This window comes from Pseudomonas reactans (assembly GCF_013385825.1).
Lineage (GTDB): Bacteria > Pseudomonadota > Gammaproteobacteria > Pseudomonadales > Pseudomonadaceae > Aquipseudomonas > Aquipseudomonas reactans.
Genome location: NZ_JACAPG010000020.1, coordinates 47,131 through 62,088, shown reverse-complemented (window position 1 = coordinate 62,088; position 14,958 = coordinate 47,131). Strand labels below are relative to the sequence as shown.

The 14,958-nt window shown below is 60.7% G+C and carries 15 protein-coding genes; 7 read left to right on the top strand and 8 right to left on the bottom strand.

What is annotated here, in order from left to right:
• Nucleotides 1–7: 7 nt before the first annotated feature.
• Nucleotides 8–2,197, bottom strand: a complete 2,190-nt coding sequence (locus HX868_RS22875) for a patatin-like phospholipase family protein (protein ID WP_095017130.1) — start codon at nucleotides 2,195–2,197, stop codon at nucleotides 8–10.
• An 84-nt stretch (nucleotides 2,198–2,281) separates the two neighbouring features.
• Here HX868_RS22875 and HX868_RS22870 point away from each other — a divergent pair, with 84 nt between their 5' ends.
• Entirely contained in the window at nucleotides 2,282–2,569 is a 288-nt protein-coding gene (locus tag HX868_RS22870) for an Rdx family protein (protein ID WP_038849162.1), read from the top strand.
• 33 nt (nucleotides 2,570–2,602) lie between these two features.
• On the opposite strand, the gene HX868_RS22865 is transcribed toward HX868_RS22870, so the two are convergent.
• The 3 genes from HX868_RS22865 to HX868_RS22855 form a co-directional block, all read right to left on the bottom strand.
• A complete protein-coding gene (locus tag HX868_RS22865) occupies nucleotides 2,603–2,884 on the bottom strand; it encodes a hypothetical protein (RefSeq protein ID WP_016976544.1) in 282 nt (93 codons plus the stop codon).
• Nucleotides 2,885–3,016: 132 nt separating this feature from the next.
• A complete protein-coding gene (locus HX868_RS22860; RefSeq protein WP_095017129.1) occupies nucleotides 3,017–3,901 on the bottom strand; it encodes a DMT family transporter in 885 nt (294 codons plus the stop codon).
• 99 nt (nucleotides 3,902–4,000) lie between these two features.
• Entirely contained in the window at nucleotides 4,001–4,750 is a 750-nt protein-coding gene (locus tag HX868_RS22855) for an AraC family transcriptional regulator (RefSeq protein ID WP_177004446.1), read from the bottom strand.
• A 137-nt stretch (nucleotides 4,751–4,887) separates the two neighbouring features.
• On the opposite strand from HX868_RS22855, the gene HX868_RS22850 reads away from it, so the two are divergent.
• On the top strand, nucleotides 4,888–5,697 hold the full coding sequence (locus tag HX868_RS22850; RefSeq protein ID WP_033900731.1) for a UDP-2,3-diacylglucosamine diphosphatase: 810 nt from the start codon (nucleotides 4,888–4,890) through the stop codon (nucleotides 5,695–5,697).
• Between the two features lie 90 nt (nucleotides 5,698–5,787).
• Here the strand turns inward: HX868_RS22850 and HX868_RS22845 are convergent, their stop codons facing one another.
• From HX868_RS22845 to phhA, 3 genes are all read right to left on the bottom strand, one after another.
• Nucleotides 5,788–6,984, bottom strand: a complete 1,197-nt coding sequence (locus HX868_RS22845; protein ID WP_177004445.1) for an amino acid aminotransferase — start codon at nucleotides 6,982–6,984, stop codon at nucleotides 5,788–5,790.
• Nucleotides 6,984–7,340, bottom strand: coding sequence for a 4a-hydroxytetrahydrobiopterin dehydratase (locus tag HX868_RS22840; protein WP_016976549.1), 357 nt, complete (start codon nucleotides 7,338–7,340; stop codon nucleotides 6,984–6,986). The genes HX868_RS22845 and HX868_RS22840 overlap by 1 nt, the downstream gene beginning before the upstream one ends.
• Before the next feature lie 97 nt (nucleotides 7,341–7,437).
• Complete coding sequence (phhA, locus tag HX868_RS22835; protein WP_177004444.1) at nucleotides 7,438–8,229, bottom strand: phenylalanine 4-monooxygenase; 792 nt, start codon at nucleotides 8,227–8,229, stop codon at nucleotides 7,438–7,440.
• A 257-nt stretch (nucleotides 8,230–8,486) separates the two neighbouring features.
• On the opposite strand from phhA, the gene HX868_RS22830 reads away from it, so the two are divergent.
• Nucleotides 8,487–10,052 carry a sigma-54-dependent transcriptional regulator gene (locus HX868_RS22830; protein WP_177004443.1) on the top strand — a complete coding sequence of 522 codons (1,566 nt, stop codon included), beginning with the start codon at nucleotides 8,487–8,489 and terminating at the stop codon, nucleotides 10,050–10,052.
• Between the two features lie 77 nt (nucleotides 10,053–10,129).
• On the opposite strand, the gene HX868_RS22825 is transcribed toward HX868_RS22830, so the two are convergent.
• Entirely contained in the window at nucleotides 10,130–10,918 is a 789-nt protein-coding gene (locus HX868_RS22825) for a hypothetical protein (RefSeq protein ID WP_177004442.1), read from the bottom strand.
• A gap of 586 nt (nucleotides 10,919–11,504) precedes the next feature.
• Between HX868_RS22825 and HX868_RS22820 the strand changes: the two genes are divergently transcribed.
• From HX868_RS22820 to HX868_RS22805, 4 genes are all read left to right on the top strand, one after another.
• On the top strand, nucleotides 11,505–12,245 hold the full coding sequence (locus HX868_RS22820) for a flagellar basal body rod protein FlgF (RefSeq protein WP_015885209.1): 741 nt from the start codon (nucleotides 11,505–11,507) through the stop codon (nucleotides 12,243–12,245).
• Between the two features lie 62 nt (nucleotides 12,246–12,307).
• On the top strand, nucleotides 12,308–13,093 hold the full coding sequence (gene flgG / locus HX868_RS22815) for a flagellar basal-body rod protein FlgG (protein ID WP_005790105.1): 786 nt from the start codon (nucleotides 12,308–12,310) through the stop codon (nucleotides 13,091–13,093).
• A 53-nt stretch (nucleotides 13,094–13,146) separates the two neighbouring features.
• Nucleotides 13,147–13,842, top strand: coding sequence for a flagellar basal body L-ring protein FlgH (gene flgH / locus HX868_RS22810; RefSeq protein ID WP_033900737.1), 696 nt, complete (start codon nucleotides 13,147–13,149; stop codon nucleotides 13,840–13,842).
• 27 nt (nucleotides 13,843–13,869) lie between these two features.
• On the top strand, nucleotides 13,870–14,958 hold the full coding sequence (locus tag HX868_RS22805; protein WP_033901075.1) for a flagellar basal body P-ring protein FlgI: 1,089 nt from the start codon (nucleotides 13,870–13,872) through the stop codon (nucleotides 14,956–14,958).

Sequence of the window (14,958 nt, the reverse complement as noted above, 5' to 3'; positions counted from 1 at the left end):
GACGTTTTTAGAACGTCTGCCCCAGGTTCAGGTACACCGCCTTCTGATTATCATCATTGAACCCATAGCTGAAATTCAGCGGCCCCAGCGGTGTATCGAACCCCAGGAAAATACTCGCGGCGTTGATATACCCGCTGTCGAATTCATTGTCGTTGTTCCACGCCCGTCCACGCTCAAGTGACGCTCCCAGGTACAGCGGGAAATCCAGCGGCAGGTACGAACGCGGTGTGAGCCGGCGGTAGTACACCGCGCGCATCAGGCTGATGTTCTGGCCCGAGATTGCGTCCTGGCGAAAGCCCGACAGCTGCCGCGCGCCGCCCAGCAGGAAGCTGGAAATCACCACATCCGAATCATCCAGTGTGCGCCCGTAGCGACCACCCAGTACCAGGGTGTCCGGGCCGTGGCTCATGGCTTTGTCGAGCTTGAACTCCCATTGACGATAGCGCTGGTCCGAGCCCAGCCCCGGCTCGAATTCGCGGTACGCCAGGCCAATGTCTTCGCCGGTGTGGGGGAAGTACACGTTGTCCAGGGAGTCGAAGGAGTACTTCAGCTCGTAGAAGCCTTCGCTGAAACTCACACTGGGTAAATCCCGGTCGCCGATGCGCACGTCCGCCTTGCCCCAGGCTTCGCCGACGCCAAAGCGGATTTCGCCGCTGTTGCCGATCTGCCGCCCTACGTTCAAGCCGAAGCCGTAGCGTTCCAAGCGATATTCTGAGATGGGATCGTTGTCCAGGATCAGCTCGACGTTCTGTGCTTGAGCGCTGATGTAAGGCGCGACGAAGTAACGCGAGCCCGTGTCCATTGGCTGGTAGAACTCGCTGTACAGCTCTTGGCGATCACCGATCTGCACCCGCGTCAGCCATTCGGCGCCGAGGCGGTTGATGCCGTTCATGCGGTAGCTGGCGCCGAGGTTGAACGCGCTGTCGCCGCGCATGTCATCCGACAGGTTCAAACCCAGGCGCAGGTAGTCGGTGCCGCTGCGTTTGCCGCGCGCGCTGATCACCAGAGTATTGTCCTGGCCCTTTTTTACCACGCGGTATTGCACCTGCTCGAAGTAATCCAGGCCGTACAGGGTGCCCATGTCGGTTTGCAGGCGACCTAGGTTGAGCGGCTCGCCCAAGGGTTGGCGGATGTAGTAGCGGATCACGTCGTCGCTGACTTTCGAGTCGTTCTCCACGTTGATGGCGGTGATCACCGGCGTGCGTTCGCCGGGGGTGCGGGCGGCTACCAGTTGGGGGTCGATCGGCTCGGCGGGGCGCAGGTGGGCCAGGCGGGCATCGAGGGCGCGGGTGGCGCGGTAACCGGCATCGATCATGTCCTTGGCGCGGCCGAAGTCGGTTACCCCATAGGCAGCAAGGGGCGGCTGGATCAGCACGTCCTTGGGGTGCAGGGCTTTGAGTTGTTCTTCAGAGTTGCGCCGGGTCATCAGGGTGATCGACTGGTTGAGCACGTCCACCACCGTCGCCAGTTGCTTGCGCGAACGCAGAGGCGTGCCGATGTCGACGACGATGGCGATATCCACGCCCATTTCCCGCGCCACATCCAGCGGGATGTTATCGGTCATGCCACCGTCCACCAGCAGCCGGCCGTCCAGCTCCACTGGTGCGAAGACCGCCGGGATCGACATGCTGGCGCGGATCACCTGGGGCAGGTGGCCCTTGCGGAACACCACTTTCTCGCCGGTGGTGATATCGGTCGCCACCGCGCGAAAGGGGATCGGCAGCTTGTCGAAGTTACGCGTGTTGCTGCTGTGGGCGAACATGCTTTCCAGCAGCAACGCCAGGTTCTGGCCTTGGATTACGCCCAGTGGCAGGCCCAGGCTGCCATCGTCGCGAAAGCTGAGTTTCTGTTTGACTAGGAAATCCCGGTCATCCTGCTTACGCCGGAACGGCACGTCTTCCCGAGGCGGTGCGTCGGACAGTGCCTGTTGCCAGTCGATGCTCAGCGCCAGTTTTTCCAACTCATCGATCTTGTAGCCCGAGGCGTACAGCCCGCCAATCACCGCGCCCATGCTGGTGCCGGCAATGGCATCGATCTGAATGCCTTGTTCTTCCAGCGCCTTGAGCACGCCGATATGCGCCAGCCCACGGGCGGCGCCGCCAGACAGCACCAGGCCGATTTTCGGGCGTGGCGGTTCAACGGCGTCGGCGATAAGGGGGAGTAGGCACAGAAACAGGCAGGACAGCAGGCGGCGCATCATGAATCTCGAGGCTGGGCGATAAAGGCCGCTATTATAGCCACTCGATCCGCTGAGCCCGTTACGCCTGGAGCCTCTCAAATTATGTCTTCGATCAAACCCGAGATCGTCATCACCTATTGCACCCAGTGCCAGTGGCTACTGCGCGCCGCGTGGTTGGCGCAGGAACTGCTGAGTACGTTTGCCGATGACTTGGGCAAGGTGTCGCTGGAACCGGCCACGGGCGGCGCGTTTCGCATCACTTGCGACGGTGTGCAGATTTGGGAGCGCAAGGCGGACGGCGGTTTTCCCGAGGCCAAGGTGCTCAAGCAGCGCGTACGTGACCAGATCGACCCGCAGCGTGACCTGGGGCATAACGACCGCACTCAGTGAAAGTCACCGCCCCGTAGGGCGGTGACACGGTGGTTATTTGGCCGCCATCTTTTGCTTGATGAAGCCAATCACCCACGTCAGCACCAGTCCGCCGACGCCACCGCCGACAATGTTGCTGCCCACTGCCGCCACGTCCAGGGCTTCGCCGCCCGAGGTGCCCGTGAGTGCCGCGACGACTTGGCCGAGCACCAGCCCGCCGACACCGCCGATCAGGGTATTGAGCCCGGTCCCGAGGCTCTGTTTGGTCATGCCGGCGATGTTGCCGCCGACGGCCCCGCTGATGATCTGCACTAACAAATTGATGAGCATTTCCATGGTAAAGCTCCCGCATCGCGTTGAGGTTGTGACCACTCGCGTGCAGCAACTTCAGAAAATACCCAGGCTGTCATCGAGCTGTCGGTTATCCGTTGAACGACTGCAGACTGTTGCGGATATTCAAAGTATAGATCAGGCCGTTGCCGCAGGCTGCTTGGCCTGGCTGGCACCGCCCATCAACCCCGACAGCACGATTGCGACGATGATCAACACACCACCCAACAGCATGCGCAACGTTGGGGTTTCGGCAAACAGCAGCCAGGCCGCGGTGATGCCGTAGACCGGTTCCATGGCGAACACCACCGAGGCGGTACGTGCCTTGATCACCGCGAGGCTGGCGACAAACAGGCTATGGGCCAGGCCAGTGCAGAACACGCCGAGCAAACCGATCCACAACCAGTCGATTGCGCGCACCTCTGTCAGGCCAGGCGCCGCCACGGGCAGCAGGCACACAGCGACCACTACGTTCTGGCACAGCGCTGCCTGCACCGCCGGGATACGTCCGGAACTGGCGCGGTTGTTCAGTGACAGCAGGGAAAACAGCAACCCCGAGGCTATTCCCCAGAGCAATCCGCCAGTGGCTTCGCTGGCAAGGTTGAAGTCGGGGGTAACCAACACCAGGCCGACGCTGACCAGTACGACCAGCACCACTTCGTTGGCGCGAATGCGTTCGCGGAAAATCAGCCCTTCGAGGATCACGGTAAAGGCCGGAAATGCGGTGAAGCCCAGGGTCGCAACTGCCACGCCGGCCACCTTCACTGCAATAAAGAAGGTCACCCAGTGCGCCGCCAGCAACACGCCGCTGATCAGCAGTCGGCGCCAGTCGCGCAGCTCCAGGGTTTTCCAGGCGGTGCTGCTGGCGAACCGTGCGAAGACTGCCAGTGCTACCACGGCAAATACGGCGCGCCCAAAGACGATGATGGCCGGGGAGGCGGCCGCCAGTTTGCCGAATACGCCGGTGAGGCCAAACATCAATGCGCCGATATGCAGGGCGCCGAGGGCTGAACGGGGAGTCATTGCGATCCTTGAGTCATGGGGGTGACAGAAACGCAGTCTAGTGGGTCGCCCGCGTGGGTGTCTGTCGTCCGGCTCGCGAGGTTTATCGCGAAACTCTTCCTACGGGTTGCGACGCAAAGCGCCCGGCGAGGCGCCAAACTCTCGCAGCATCGCGGCGGCGAAGGCGCTTTGCGAGGCGTAACCGACGCGATCGGCAATTTCACCTATGGGCAGAGGTGTTTGGCGCAGCAGGTCCAAAGCCATGTGCAGGCGACGGCTGCGGATATAGTCCATCGGTGTTTGCCCGCATTCCGCCATGAACCGTGCGTGCAGTCGCGCCACCGACAAGTCAGCGATACGCGCCAGGTCAGCCACTTGCAGCGGATGCGCAAGGTGACGTTCGATATGTTGATTGAATGCTGCGTACGGCAGGCGCCGTCCCTGCAGAGGTGGGTCCAGCGGATGGTTGAGGCTGGCCAGCAACAGCACCGCGCCTTGCTGCACGATCAACGGGTCATGCACCGGGCTGTGCGCCAGCCATTGCACTAGCTGGCTTTGCCGCGAGTCCAAAGTCAGCCGCGCGGGCTGGTCGAGCAGGCGGCGACTGGCATCGGCATGCTCGCCCAGCGATTGCAGCACCCAATGCTCGGTCGGCACATCCAGCACCAGGCAACGGCTGCCATCGCGACTGCCGCACGCATGGTGGGCAGAGAAGGGCAGCACCATCACGCTGCTTTCGCGTACCTGGCTGCCACGGCCGTCCACTTCTAGGTCCAGGTGCCCGGACAGGCCGAACACCAGCTGCGCATGGTCATGGCTGTGGGCGAGGGGCGCTTCGACGTAGTGGCGTAGGGTGAGGGTGGGTCCCATTGCGGTCTCCTGGGCGGCAAGCTGGCAGTCTACAACGCTTTGCGCGCCCTGAGCGCTGTCATCAGACTGACGCACGGTTGTCATGGGCTATTAATAGCCAGGGCGCAAGCTCGCGAAAACACCGTCGAGGGATGCCCATGACCAGTGCCGAGTTCGCCAAGCCCAGCCGCAAGCAACGGGTTCGTACCCTGTGGATTTCCGATGTGCACCTGGGCACCCGGGATTGCCAGGCCGAACATTTGTCGCAGTTCCTCAAGGGCTATCACGCCGACAAGGTCTACTTGGTCGGTGACATCATCGACGGCTGGAAACTGCGCGGTGGCATGTATTGGCCCCAGGCCCATACCAACGTGATCCGCCGCCTGCTGACCATGGCCAAGCGTGGCACCGAGGTGATCTACGTCACCGGCAATCACGACGAATTCCTGCGCCGCTATTCCAAGCTGATCCTGGGCAATATCCAACTGGTCGACGAAGCAATTCACGTGACTGCCGATGGCCGGCATCTGCTGGTGATCCACGGCGATCAGTTCGACGTGATCACCCGCTACCACCGCTGGCTGGCGTTCCTCGGTGACTCGGCCTACGAGTTCACCCTCACGCTGAACCGCTGGCTGAACCACTGGCGTGCGCGCTACGGCTATGGCTATTGGTCGCTGTCGGCGTACCTCAAGCACAAGGTCAAGACGGCGGTGAACTTCATCAGCGATTTCGAAGAAGCCATCGCCCACGAGGTGACCAAGCGCGAGTTGCATGGCGTGGTCTGTGGGCATATCCACCATGCGGAGATTCGCAAGGTGGGCGAGGTGGATTACCTCAACTGCGGGGATTGGGTGGAGTCGTGCACGGCGTTGATCGAGCACTGGGATGGGAGTATCGAGTTGTATCGGTTGGCGGATGCGCAGGCCAAGGAGGCGCAGCTCAAAGCCGAAATGGTTGCTGGCTGAAACACAACCTCCCTCGTAGGAGGCGGCTTGCCGGCGATGGCAATTTTGAGGGCGCCATCGCCGGCAAGCCGCCTCCTACAGGGTGAGGTGTCAGGTGCGGGAAACGTCGGCGATGGCTTCGGCCAGCAACGCCAACCGTGTGGCATCAGCTCCCGCCACGTTGGCGCGTCCCGAACTCACCATATACACGCTGTGTTTCTCGCGCAGTTGCTTCACCTGCTCGGCACTCAAGCCGGTATAGGAAAACATCCCACGCTGCGCCCCGATGTGCGCAAACCGCTCCGACAGACCGTGCGGCGCCAACGCCTCCACCAACCCCGAACGCAGGTGTGCGATCCGCGAGCGCATGGCTTCGACTTCCTCGCTCCAGCGCTTTTTCAGCTCGGCATCCCCCAGGATGGTCGCCACTACCGCAGCACCATGGTCCGGCGGCGTCGACCACAGGTTGCGCGCCGTGTTGGCCAGTTGGCTGCGCACATCCGTCAGTTTTTCGGCATCCGCCGTACACACGATCAACGCGCCTACGCGGTCGCTGTACAGGCCAAAGTTCTTCGAGCATGAACTGGTGATCAGCACTTCCGGCAGTTCGGCCGCAAACAACCGCACGGCCCAGGCGTCCTGCTCCAAACCATCGCCGAAGCCTTGGTAGGCGAAGTCGATCAATGGCAGCAATTGGCGATCACGTACGATCTGCAGCACCTGGCGCCAGTCGTCCTGGGACAGGTCGAAACCGGTCGGGTTATGGCAGCAGGCGTGCAGCAGCACCACGTCGCCCTTGGGCACGCTGGACAGGGTGGCGAGCATCGCCGCCACATCCAGGCGGTTGTCAGCGCCCACGTAAGGGTAATGACTCACCGGGATCCCGGCCTTGGCAAAGATCGTTTCGTGGATCGGCCAGGTCGGGTTGCTCAGCCAGACGCCACGACCGGGCAGGTTGTGCGCGATGAAGTCGGCGCTCAGGCGCAGGGCGCCGGTGCCGCCCGGCGTCTGGGTGGCGCCGGCCCGGTGGTCGCGAAGCAGCGCAGAATCGGCGCCGAGCACCAGCTCGCTGATCAGCTTGCCGAACGCCGCATTGCCGTGGCCGCCGATGTAGGTCTTGGTGGTTTGCGTGTCCACCAGGCGTTGCTCGGCCAGCTTCACCGAGTGTGGAATCGGGGTCAGGCCCTGGTCATCCTTATAGACGCCCACGCCCAGGTCGAATTTGTTCGGGTTGCTGTCCTGGGCATACAGGTCCATCAGCCCGAGGATCGGGTCGCCGGGCACGCGGCCAATGGCATCGAAATGCATTACTTGCGGCCCTCGGCGTCCTTGGCCACTTCGTCGGTGCGCGCGGCCATGATGAAGTCGTTGCGGTGCAGGCCTTTGATGGAATGGCTCCACCAGGTCACGGTAACCTTGCCCCACTCGGTGAGCAGGCCTGGGTGATGGCCTTCGGCTTCGGAGATGTCACCCATGGCGTTGGTGAAGGCCAGGGCGAATTTGAAGTTCTTGAACAGGAAAACCTTTTCCAGTTGCATCACGCCGTCGCGGACTTCGATGTTCCAGTCGGGGATCTGCTTGAGCAGTACCGGCAGTTCTTCGTCGCTGACTTGCGGGGCATCGGCACGGCAGGCTTCGCAGTGGGCTTGGTTCAAGGTGGTCATGGTGGTGTCCTGAATTCGAATGATTGAAGATCAGTAGCGTCACCCTAAAGCAACGCGCGGCCAGGGAACAGACTCACCTGGCCTCAAGATGTAAGGTTCAAGCCGCCTTGGGCTTTGGAGGAAACTTCGGTGCGTGCAGACCCAACTGCATGCCACGTTCCACCATGCCCATGATGTCCTCCTGCGCCACTTCGAACAGGCGCTTGAGGTCTGGCAGTACGAAGTACAGCGGTTGCAGGATGTCGATGCGATACGGCGTGCGCATCGCCTCCAGCGGATCGAACACCTGGTGTTCGGGCTCGGACGACAGGCTGTACACCGTCTCCTTGGGCGACGACAGAATGCCGCCACCGTAGATGCGTCGACCTGCGGGCGTGTCCACCAGGCCGAACTCGATGGTCATCCAGTACAGGCGCGCCAGGTACACGCGTTGCTCCTTGGTGGCCGCCAGGCCGAGCTTGCCGTAGGTGTGGGTGAATTCGGCGAACCAGGGGTTGGTCAGCAGCGGGCAGTGGCCGAAGATCTCGTGAAAAATATCCGGTTCTTGCAGGTAGTCGAGTTCTTCGCGGGTGCGGATAAACGTCGCCACTGGAAACTGCTTGCTGGCGAGTAATTCGAAGAACGTCTGAAAGGGGATCAGCGCCGGCACGCGGGCGACCTGCCAGCCGGTGGTCTCGGCCAGCACTTGGTTGATTTCACCCAGTTGCGGGATGCGGTCATGGGGCAGGCCGAGCTTTTCGATGCCATCCAGGTATTCCTGACAGGCGCGACCTTCGATCACTTTCAACTGGCGAGTGATCAGGGTGTTCCACACCGCATGTTCTTCCGGCGAGTAGTGGATAAAACCTTGCGCATCGGGCTCGCGGGCCACGTACTGCGTCTGCTTCATACGGCTCTCCTGCTAGGCATTCGTTCTTGTTATGTCCTGCGATGAGCTTATTGATAACCCGTGCGCGGCCAGATTCCATCTGTTTAAAACGGCTTGAAGTAGGAAAAGTTACCATTTTCCGTAAAGTATTCGTTACGTCTGTGAGGTTGGCCGTTGTGTCGGGCTGGGAAAAGCTCGCAAGCTGTCACATAATCTTGACGACTATCTGCGCCCGGCGACAAAAAGACGCGGCGCCTCCCCACTTTTCGGGCCTCTACATGCGTATCAAAGTGCACTGCCAGAACCGCATCGGCATCCTGCGGGACATTCTCAACCTGCTGGTGGAATACGGCGTCAACGTCGCCAAGGGCGAGGTGGGCGGTGAGCATGGCAATGCCATCTACCTGTTTTGCCCGAACCTGGTGAACATGCAGTTCCAGGCGCTGCGCCCGCAGTTCGAGGCGATTGCCGGGGTGTTTGGCGTCAAAAGGGTAGGGTTGATGCCCAGCGAGCGGCGGCATATGGAGCTCAATGCACTGCTCGGCGCGCTGGAGTTCCCGGTACTGTCGATCGACATGGGCGGCTCCATCGTCGCCGCCAACCGTGCAGCGGCGCAGTTGCTCGGCGTGCGGGTGGATGAGGTGCCGGGCATTCCGTTGTCGCGGTATGCCGAGGACTTCGACTTGCCGGAACTGGTGCGCGCCAGCAAATCGCGGATCAACGGCCTGCGGGTCAAGGTCAAGGGTGACGTGTTCCTGGCGGACATCGCTCCGCTGCAATCCTCCGAACATGACGACAGCGAGGCCATGGCCGGTGCCGTGCTGACCCTGCACCGCGCCGACCGCGTCGGTGAGCGCATCTACAACGTGCGCAAGCAGGAGCTGCGTGGCTTCGACAGCATTTTCCAAAGCTCCAAAGTCATGGCCGCCGTGGTGCGCGAAGCCCGACGCATGGCGCCGCTGGATGCACCTCTATTAATAGAAGGCGAAACCGGCACCGGCAAGGAACTGCTGGCGCGCGCCTGTCACTTGGCCAGCCCGCGTGGGCAATCGCCGTTGATGGCGCTTAATTGCGCGGGCTTGCCAGAGTCGATGGCCGAGACCGAACTGTTCGGCTATGGCCCCGGCGCCTTTGAAGGTGCGCGGGCCGAAGGCAAGCTGGGACTGTTGGAACTGACGGCGGGCGGTACATTGTTTCTCGATGGTGTCGGGGAAATGAGCGCGCGCCTGCAGGTGAAATTGCTGCGCTTCCTGCAGGACGGTTGCTTCCGTCGCGTAGGCAGCGATGAAGAGGTGTACCTCGACGTACGGGTGATCTGCGCCACCCAAGTGGACTTGTCCGAGTTGTGCGCGCGTGGCGAATTCCGCCAGGACCTCTATCACCGTCTCAACGTGCTGTCGCTGCATATTCCACCGCTGCGCGAATGCCTCGATGGGTTGGCGCCGCTGGTTGATCACTTTCTCGACCAGGCCAGTCGCCAGATCGGCTGCCCGTTGCCCAAGCTGGCGCCAGCAGCCATGGATCGCCTGAGCCACTACCACTGGCCGGGGAACGTACGGCAGTTGGAAAACGTGTTGTTCCAGGCGGTGTCGTTGTGCGAGGGCGGTACGGTCAAGGTTGAGCATATTCGTTTGCCAGACTACGGTGTGCGTCAGCCGCTTGGCGATTTTTCCCTGGAGGGAGGCTTGGAGGCGATTGTTGGTCGCTTCGAGAAGGCGGTGCTGGAAAGCCTGTATGCCGAGTATCCGAGCAGTCGACAGTTGGGCAAGCGCCTGGGAGTCTCCCATACAACGATTGCGAACAAGCTGCGGGACCATGGCGTCAGTAAGGAGAGCGCGGGCTAAAGCACCTGAACACGGTGCTTGATGGGCGCAGTGTTCAGGTGCTTGCGGCGATGAAGGTGTTCATACATTGGAGCGCTTTATCCGTACATCAGATGCTCTCTATACGGGCCAATGACTACGGAATGTCCTGTGCCTTTTTCTACCCACGCCATATAAGGATCGCCTCCTGAGGGTTGGCTGCGAAATGTAGTCAGTGCGTAGTCCTTGTCTTCTTGCAGCTTTTCGAGACTTAGCATGATATCCGGGGGCAGGCGCCCATACTTTCCGGATCTCAGCTCATTGGCAGAAAGCCCTTGGTCGGTATATCGCTCTTCAAGCATGCTCAAGTCTATGGAGTGTAGTACTTCGGCGCCATCGGGAGGGAAGCGAAAGTTATCACTCCATGTCTGGATGACAAGGGGTGTTCCTCCACTGACTGGGGCCCATGCATGTGAACCAATCATTGAGTCATTATCCTCTCTAGTGATTGTGATCAATCGGTAGTCCTGGTTCTTATCCAGTTTTTCAAGTTCCCTTAGAGCGCCGCGTGTCAGTGCGCCATATTGGCCGGCGCGCACATCGTTCGCCGAGACACCCAAGTCGGTTTCAATGATTCTGCCCGCAATGGTGCTGAGCAGCTCATGAAACGCCGATACCGAAGGGTCCAAATCAAAATGGTCCGGGTCTGTTTCAAAGTCGTCTGCCGAGAATAGACTCTCCCAGTATTGCTCGTTATTAGGGCTAAGTTCCGGGTGGGATTCCAGTTGGCGACGTTGGGCGGGTGACAGCGTCGCTAACGGTTCGAAACGGTCTAGCCTGTCATTGTAAGAAAAATGTGATTCCCAGTGTGCGGGAGGCTGCATAAATGCATTTCCAATTCCAGACATTTTGGTGGTCCTGGCAAGTTAATAGAGGAGGTCGTGGCGAACGATCGAAAAGAAGTCGTGACTGCTTTGCGATGAGTGGAAAGTAAGACGGTCGATTTTATTCGCCAAGCGGGATTTGATCAGTAAATGTAAAGTAGGGAGAGGACTCATCTGGCCAGAAGTCGGATTTGTCTGGCGCTGATTAAAATCAATAGAACAACATATATGCTGACGTGTTTTTACCGCCGTGAGGCTGGCGGCGCTCAAGGCGTTGAGCAAACTTGAAAGAGTTGAATACAAAAGAACATGAAAAAGGCCATCCCGTACCCGCCAGAAAAAGGCCGGCGATTCCCACCTCTGTCATGTGTTTCATCAGATTAGCCCCGTAGGCGGAAGCTAGGTGCCATCACCGCGAGTGGTTTTTTGCCGTCAGCGGCATAAGTCCGCCGTTTTTTCGACTCTCCTTCTGAACCCGTTTTTTGAAACCCGCCCGCAAAACCCCGCCCCGCCTGGACTTCACCCTCTTTTAAAAAGTTGGTTCGCAAATTGCTTAAGCCTCATCAGTACAGCGGTGGGCGGCAAGCGTCCGTCAGAAAGAGGAAAGAGCGTGGACAAGTACCTTTATGTGGCAATGACCGGCGCCAGCCAGAATGCTCTGGCGCAGAAGGCCCATGCCAACAACCTGGCGAACATTTCCACCAATGGTTTCCAACGTGACCTGGAGCAGGCGCGTTCGATGCCGGTGTTCGGTGACAGCTTTCCGGCGCGGGCGTTTGCCTTGACTGAGCGCCCGGGCACTGACTTTTCTCCTGGCGCGATGATCGAGACCGGCCGTGACCTGGACGTTGCCGTCAGCGGCAATGGCTGGATGGCCGTGCAGACCCCGGACGGCAGCGAAGCCTACGTGCGCAGCGCGAGCATGAACGTCGATGCATTGGGCGTGCTGCGGGCCGGCAACGGCATGCCAATCATGGGCAACGGTGGTCCGATTGCCGTGCCGCCCCAGCAGAAAATCGAAGTGGGGGCTGATGGCACCATCAGCATCCGCGCCATGGGCGAAGGCCCGCGGGTGATGGCTGAAGTGGACCGCATCAAGCTGGTCCAGCCGGACCTGAAGAACATGAATAAAGGCCTCGACGGCACCATCCACACCAAGGATGGCCAGCCGGCCCAGGCTGACGCGACGGTCACGCTGACCTCGGGTTTCCTGCAGGCGAGCAACGTCAACGCGGTGGAAGAAATGACCGCAGTGCTGGCGCTTTCCAAGCAGTTCGAGCTGCACATCAAGATGATGAACAGCGCCAAGGAAGACGACCAGGCCATGACTCGCGTCATGCAGATGAGCTGATTGCAGCCCACTAATTAATTTGTGATGTAGCGCCAACAAACAGGCGCGCAGAGGAGAACAGCATGCTTCCGGCTCTATGGGTTGCCAAAACAGGCCTGTCCGCCCAGGACACCAACCTGACCACCATTTCCAACAACTTGGCCAACGTGTCGACCACGGGTTTCAAACGTGACCGTGCCGAGTTCCAGGACTTGCTCTATCAGATCAAGAAGCAGCCAGGCGCCCAGTCGACCCAGGACAGCGAACTGCCGTCGGGCCTGCAATTGGGTACCGGTGTGCAGATCGTCGGCACTCAGAAGAACTTCAGCGCCGGTAACCTGCAGCAGACCGGCCAGCCGCTGGACATGGCCATCAACGGCCGTGGTTTCTTCCAGATCCTGCAACCGGATGGCACCACGTCCTACACACGTGACGGTACTTTCCACCTGGACTCCAACGGCCAGATCGTCACCGCCAACGGTTTCGCCCTCGAACCGGCCGTGGTCGTTCCCGCCGACGCCAAGACCTTCACCGTCGGCAACGACGGCACCGTGTCCATCACCGTGGCCGGTAACCCCGCGTCGCAAGTGATCGGCAACCTGCAGACCGCCGACTTCATCAACCCGGCTGGCCTGCAAGCCATGGGTAACAACCTGTTCCTGGAAACCGCCTCCAGCGGCGCGCCGCAAATCGGCACCCCTGGCTTGAACGGTTTCGGCACCACGCTGCAAAGCACCCTGGAAACCTCCAACGTGAGCACGGTTGAGGAGATGGTCAACATGATCACCACCCAGCGCGCCTACGAGATGAACTCCAAGGTGATCTCCACCGCCGACCAGATGCTTTCGTTCGTAACGCAGAATCTGTAATCAAGTCTATGGGGCGCTCTTGAGGGCGCCTGCAACACCGTGAGGTAAGGGTCATGAATCGCTATGTTTCTGTTCTGGCATTGAGTGGGATTGCCGTGCTCGCGGGCTGTGTCGCCCCGACGCCAAAACCCAATGACCCGTACTACGCGCCGGTGTTGCCACGCACGCCGTTGCCAGCGGCCGCCAACAACGGCTCGATCTACCAGGCCGGTTTCGAACAGAACCTGTACAGCGACCGCAAGGCGTTCCGGGTCGGTGACATCATCACCATCACCCTGAACGAGCGCACCCAGGCGAGCAAGAACGCCAACTCGCAGATCGGCAAGACCAGCAAGGCCAACATCGGCCTGACCTCGTTGTTCGGTGCGGTGCCCAACACCAACAACCCGCTCGGTGATGGCGACCTCAGCCTCAGCGCCGGCTACAGCGGCGACCGCGCCACCAACGGCAAGAGCGCGGCAGGGCAGGGCAACAGCCTGACCGGTTCGATCACCGTGACTGTGGCCGACGTATTGCCCAACGGCATCATCGCCGTGCGCGGTGAAAAGTGGATGACTCTCAACACCGGCGACGAGCTGGTGCGCATTGCCGGCATGGTCCGCGCCGATGACATCTCCACCGACAACACTGTGCCGTCGACGCGGATTGCCGATGCGCGCATCACCTACTCGGGTACAGGTTCGTTCGCTGATGCAAGCCAACCGGGCTGGTTCGACCGTTTCTTCCTTAGCCCGCTGTTCCCTTTCTAGGTGGCCACTTTGAACTTCAAACAGCTGATGGCGGCCGCACTCCTGCTTTCCTTGAGCGCTGTCGCCCAGGCCGAACGCCTGAAGGACATCGCCAGCATCTCCGGCGTGCGTTCCAACCAGTTGATCGGCTACGGCCTGGTAGTGGGGCTCAACGGTACGGGTGACCAGACCACCCAGACTCCGTTCACCCTGCAGACCTTCAACAACATGCTCTCGCAGTTCGGCATCAAGGTGCCGGCGGGTTCGGGCAACGTGCAGTTGAAAAACGTCGCGGCGGTGTCGATCAGTGCTGACTTGCCGGCGTTCTCCAAGCCGGGCCAGGTGGTGGACATTACCGTGTCGTCCATTGGTAACTCGAAAAGCCTGCGCGGCGGCACCTTGCTGATGACGCCCCTCAAGGGTATCGACGGCAACGTCTACGCCATTGCCCAGGGCAATCTGGTGGTGGGCGGGTTTGACGCCGAAGGTCGTGACGGTTCGAAGATCACCGTCAACGTGCCGTCAGCCGGTCGGATCCCAGGTGGCGCCACGGTTGAACGCACCGTGCCAAGCGGCTTCAACCAGGGCAACAGCTTGACCCTGAACCTCAACCGTTCCGACTTCACCACCGCCAAGCGCGTAGTCGACAAGATCAACGACATGCTCGGCCCTGGCGTGGCCCAGGCCATCGACGGCGGCTCGATCCGTGTGACCGCGCCACTGGACCCCAGCCAGCGCGTCGACTATTTGTCGATCCTGGAAAACCTTGAGGTCGACCCAGGCCAGGCCGTGGCCAAGGTCATCATCAACTCGCGTACCGGCACCATCGTGATCGGTCAGAACGTCAAGGTGTCGCCGGCAGCGGTGACCCACGGCAGCCTGACCGTGACCATCACCGAAGACCCGATCGTCAGCCAGCCTGGACCGTTGTCCAACGGCCAGACGGCGGTGGTGCCGCGTTCGCGCGTCAACGCCCAGCAAGAAGCCAAGCCGATGTTCAAGTTCGGCCCTGGCACCACCCTGGATGAGATTGTCCGCGCGGTGAACCAGGTGGGCGCTGCGCCCGGCGACTTGATGGCGATCCTCGAAGCATTGAAACAGGCCGGCGCCTTGCAAGCCGACCTGATTGTGATCTGA

Coding starts and splice junctions, on each gene's coding strand:
- HX868_RS22875 (WP_095017130.1), bottom strand. CDS start 2,197: ATGCGCCGCCTGCTGTCCTGCCTGTTTCTGTGCCTACTCCCCCTTATC.
- HX868_RS22870 (WP_038849162.1), top strand. CDS start 2,282: ATGTCTTCGATCAAACCCGAGATCGTCATCACCTATTGCACCCAGTGC.
- HX868_RS22865 (WP_016976544.1), bottom strand. CDS start 2,884: ATGGAAATGCTCATCAATTTGTTAGTGCAGATCATCAGCGGGGCCGTC.
- HX868_RS22860 (WP_095017129.1), bottom strand. CDS start 3,901: ATGACTCCCCGTTCAGCCCTCGGCGCCCTGCATATCGGCGCATTGATG.
- HX868_RS22855 (WP_177004446.1), bottom strand. CDS start 4,750: ATGGGACCCACCCTCACCCTACGCCACTACGTCGAAGCGCCCCTCGCC.
- HX868_RS22850 (WP_033900731.1), top strand. CDS start 4,888: ATGACCAGTGCCGAGTTCGCCAAGCCCAGCCGCAAGCAACGGGTTCGT.
- HX868_RS22845 (WP_177004445.1), bottom strand. CDS start 6,984: ATGCATTTCGATGCCATTGGCCGCGTGCCCGGCGACCCGATCCTCGGG.
- HX868_RS22840 (WP_016976549.1), bottom strand. CDS start 7,340: ATGACCACCTTGAACCAAGCCCACTGCGAAGCCTGCCGTGCCGATGCC.
- phhA (WP_177004444.1), bottom strand. CDS start 8,229: ATGAAGCAGACGCAGTACGTGGCCCGCGAGCCCGATGCGCAAGGTTTT.
- HX868_RS22830 (WP_177004443.1), top strand. CDS start 8,487: ATGCGTATCAAAGTGCACTGCCAGAACCGCATCGGCATCCTGCGGGAC.
- HX868_RS22825 (WP_177004442.1), bottom strand. CDS start 10,918: ATGTCTGGAATTGGAAATGCATTTATGCAGCCTCCCGCACACTGGGAA.
- flgG (WP_005790105.1), top strand. CDS start 12,308: ATGCTTCCGGCTCTATGGGTTGCCAAAACAGGCCTGTCCGCCCAGGAC.
- flgH (WP_033900737.1), top strand. CDS start 13,147: ATGAATCGCTATGTTTCTGTTCTGGCATTGAGTGGGATTGCCGTGCTC.
- HX868_RS22805 (WP_033901075.1), top strand. CDS start 13,870: ATGGCGGCCGCACTCCTGCTTTCCTTGAGCGCTGTCGCCCAGGCCGAA.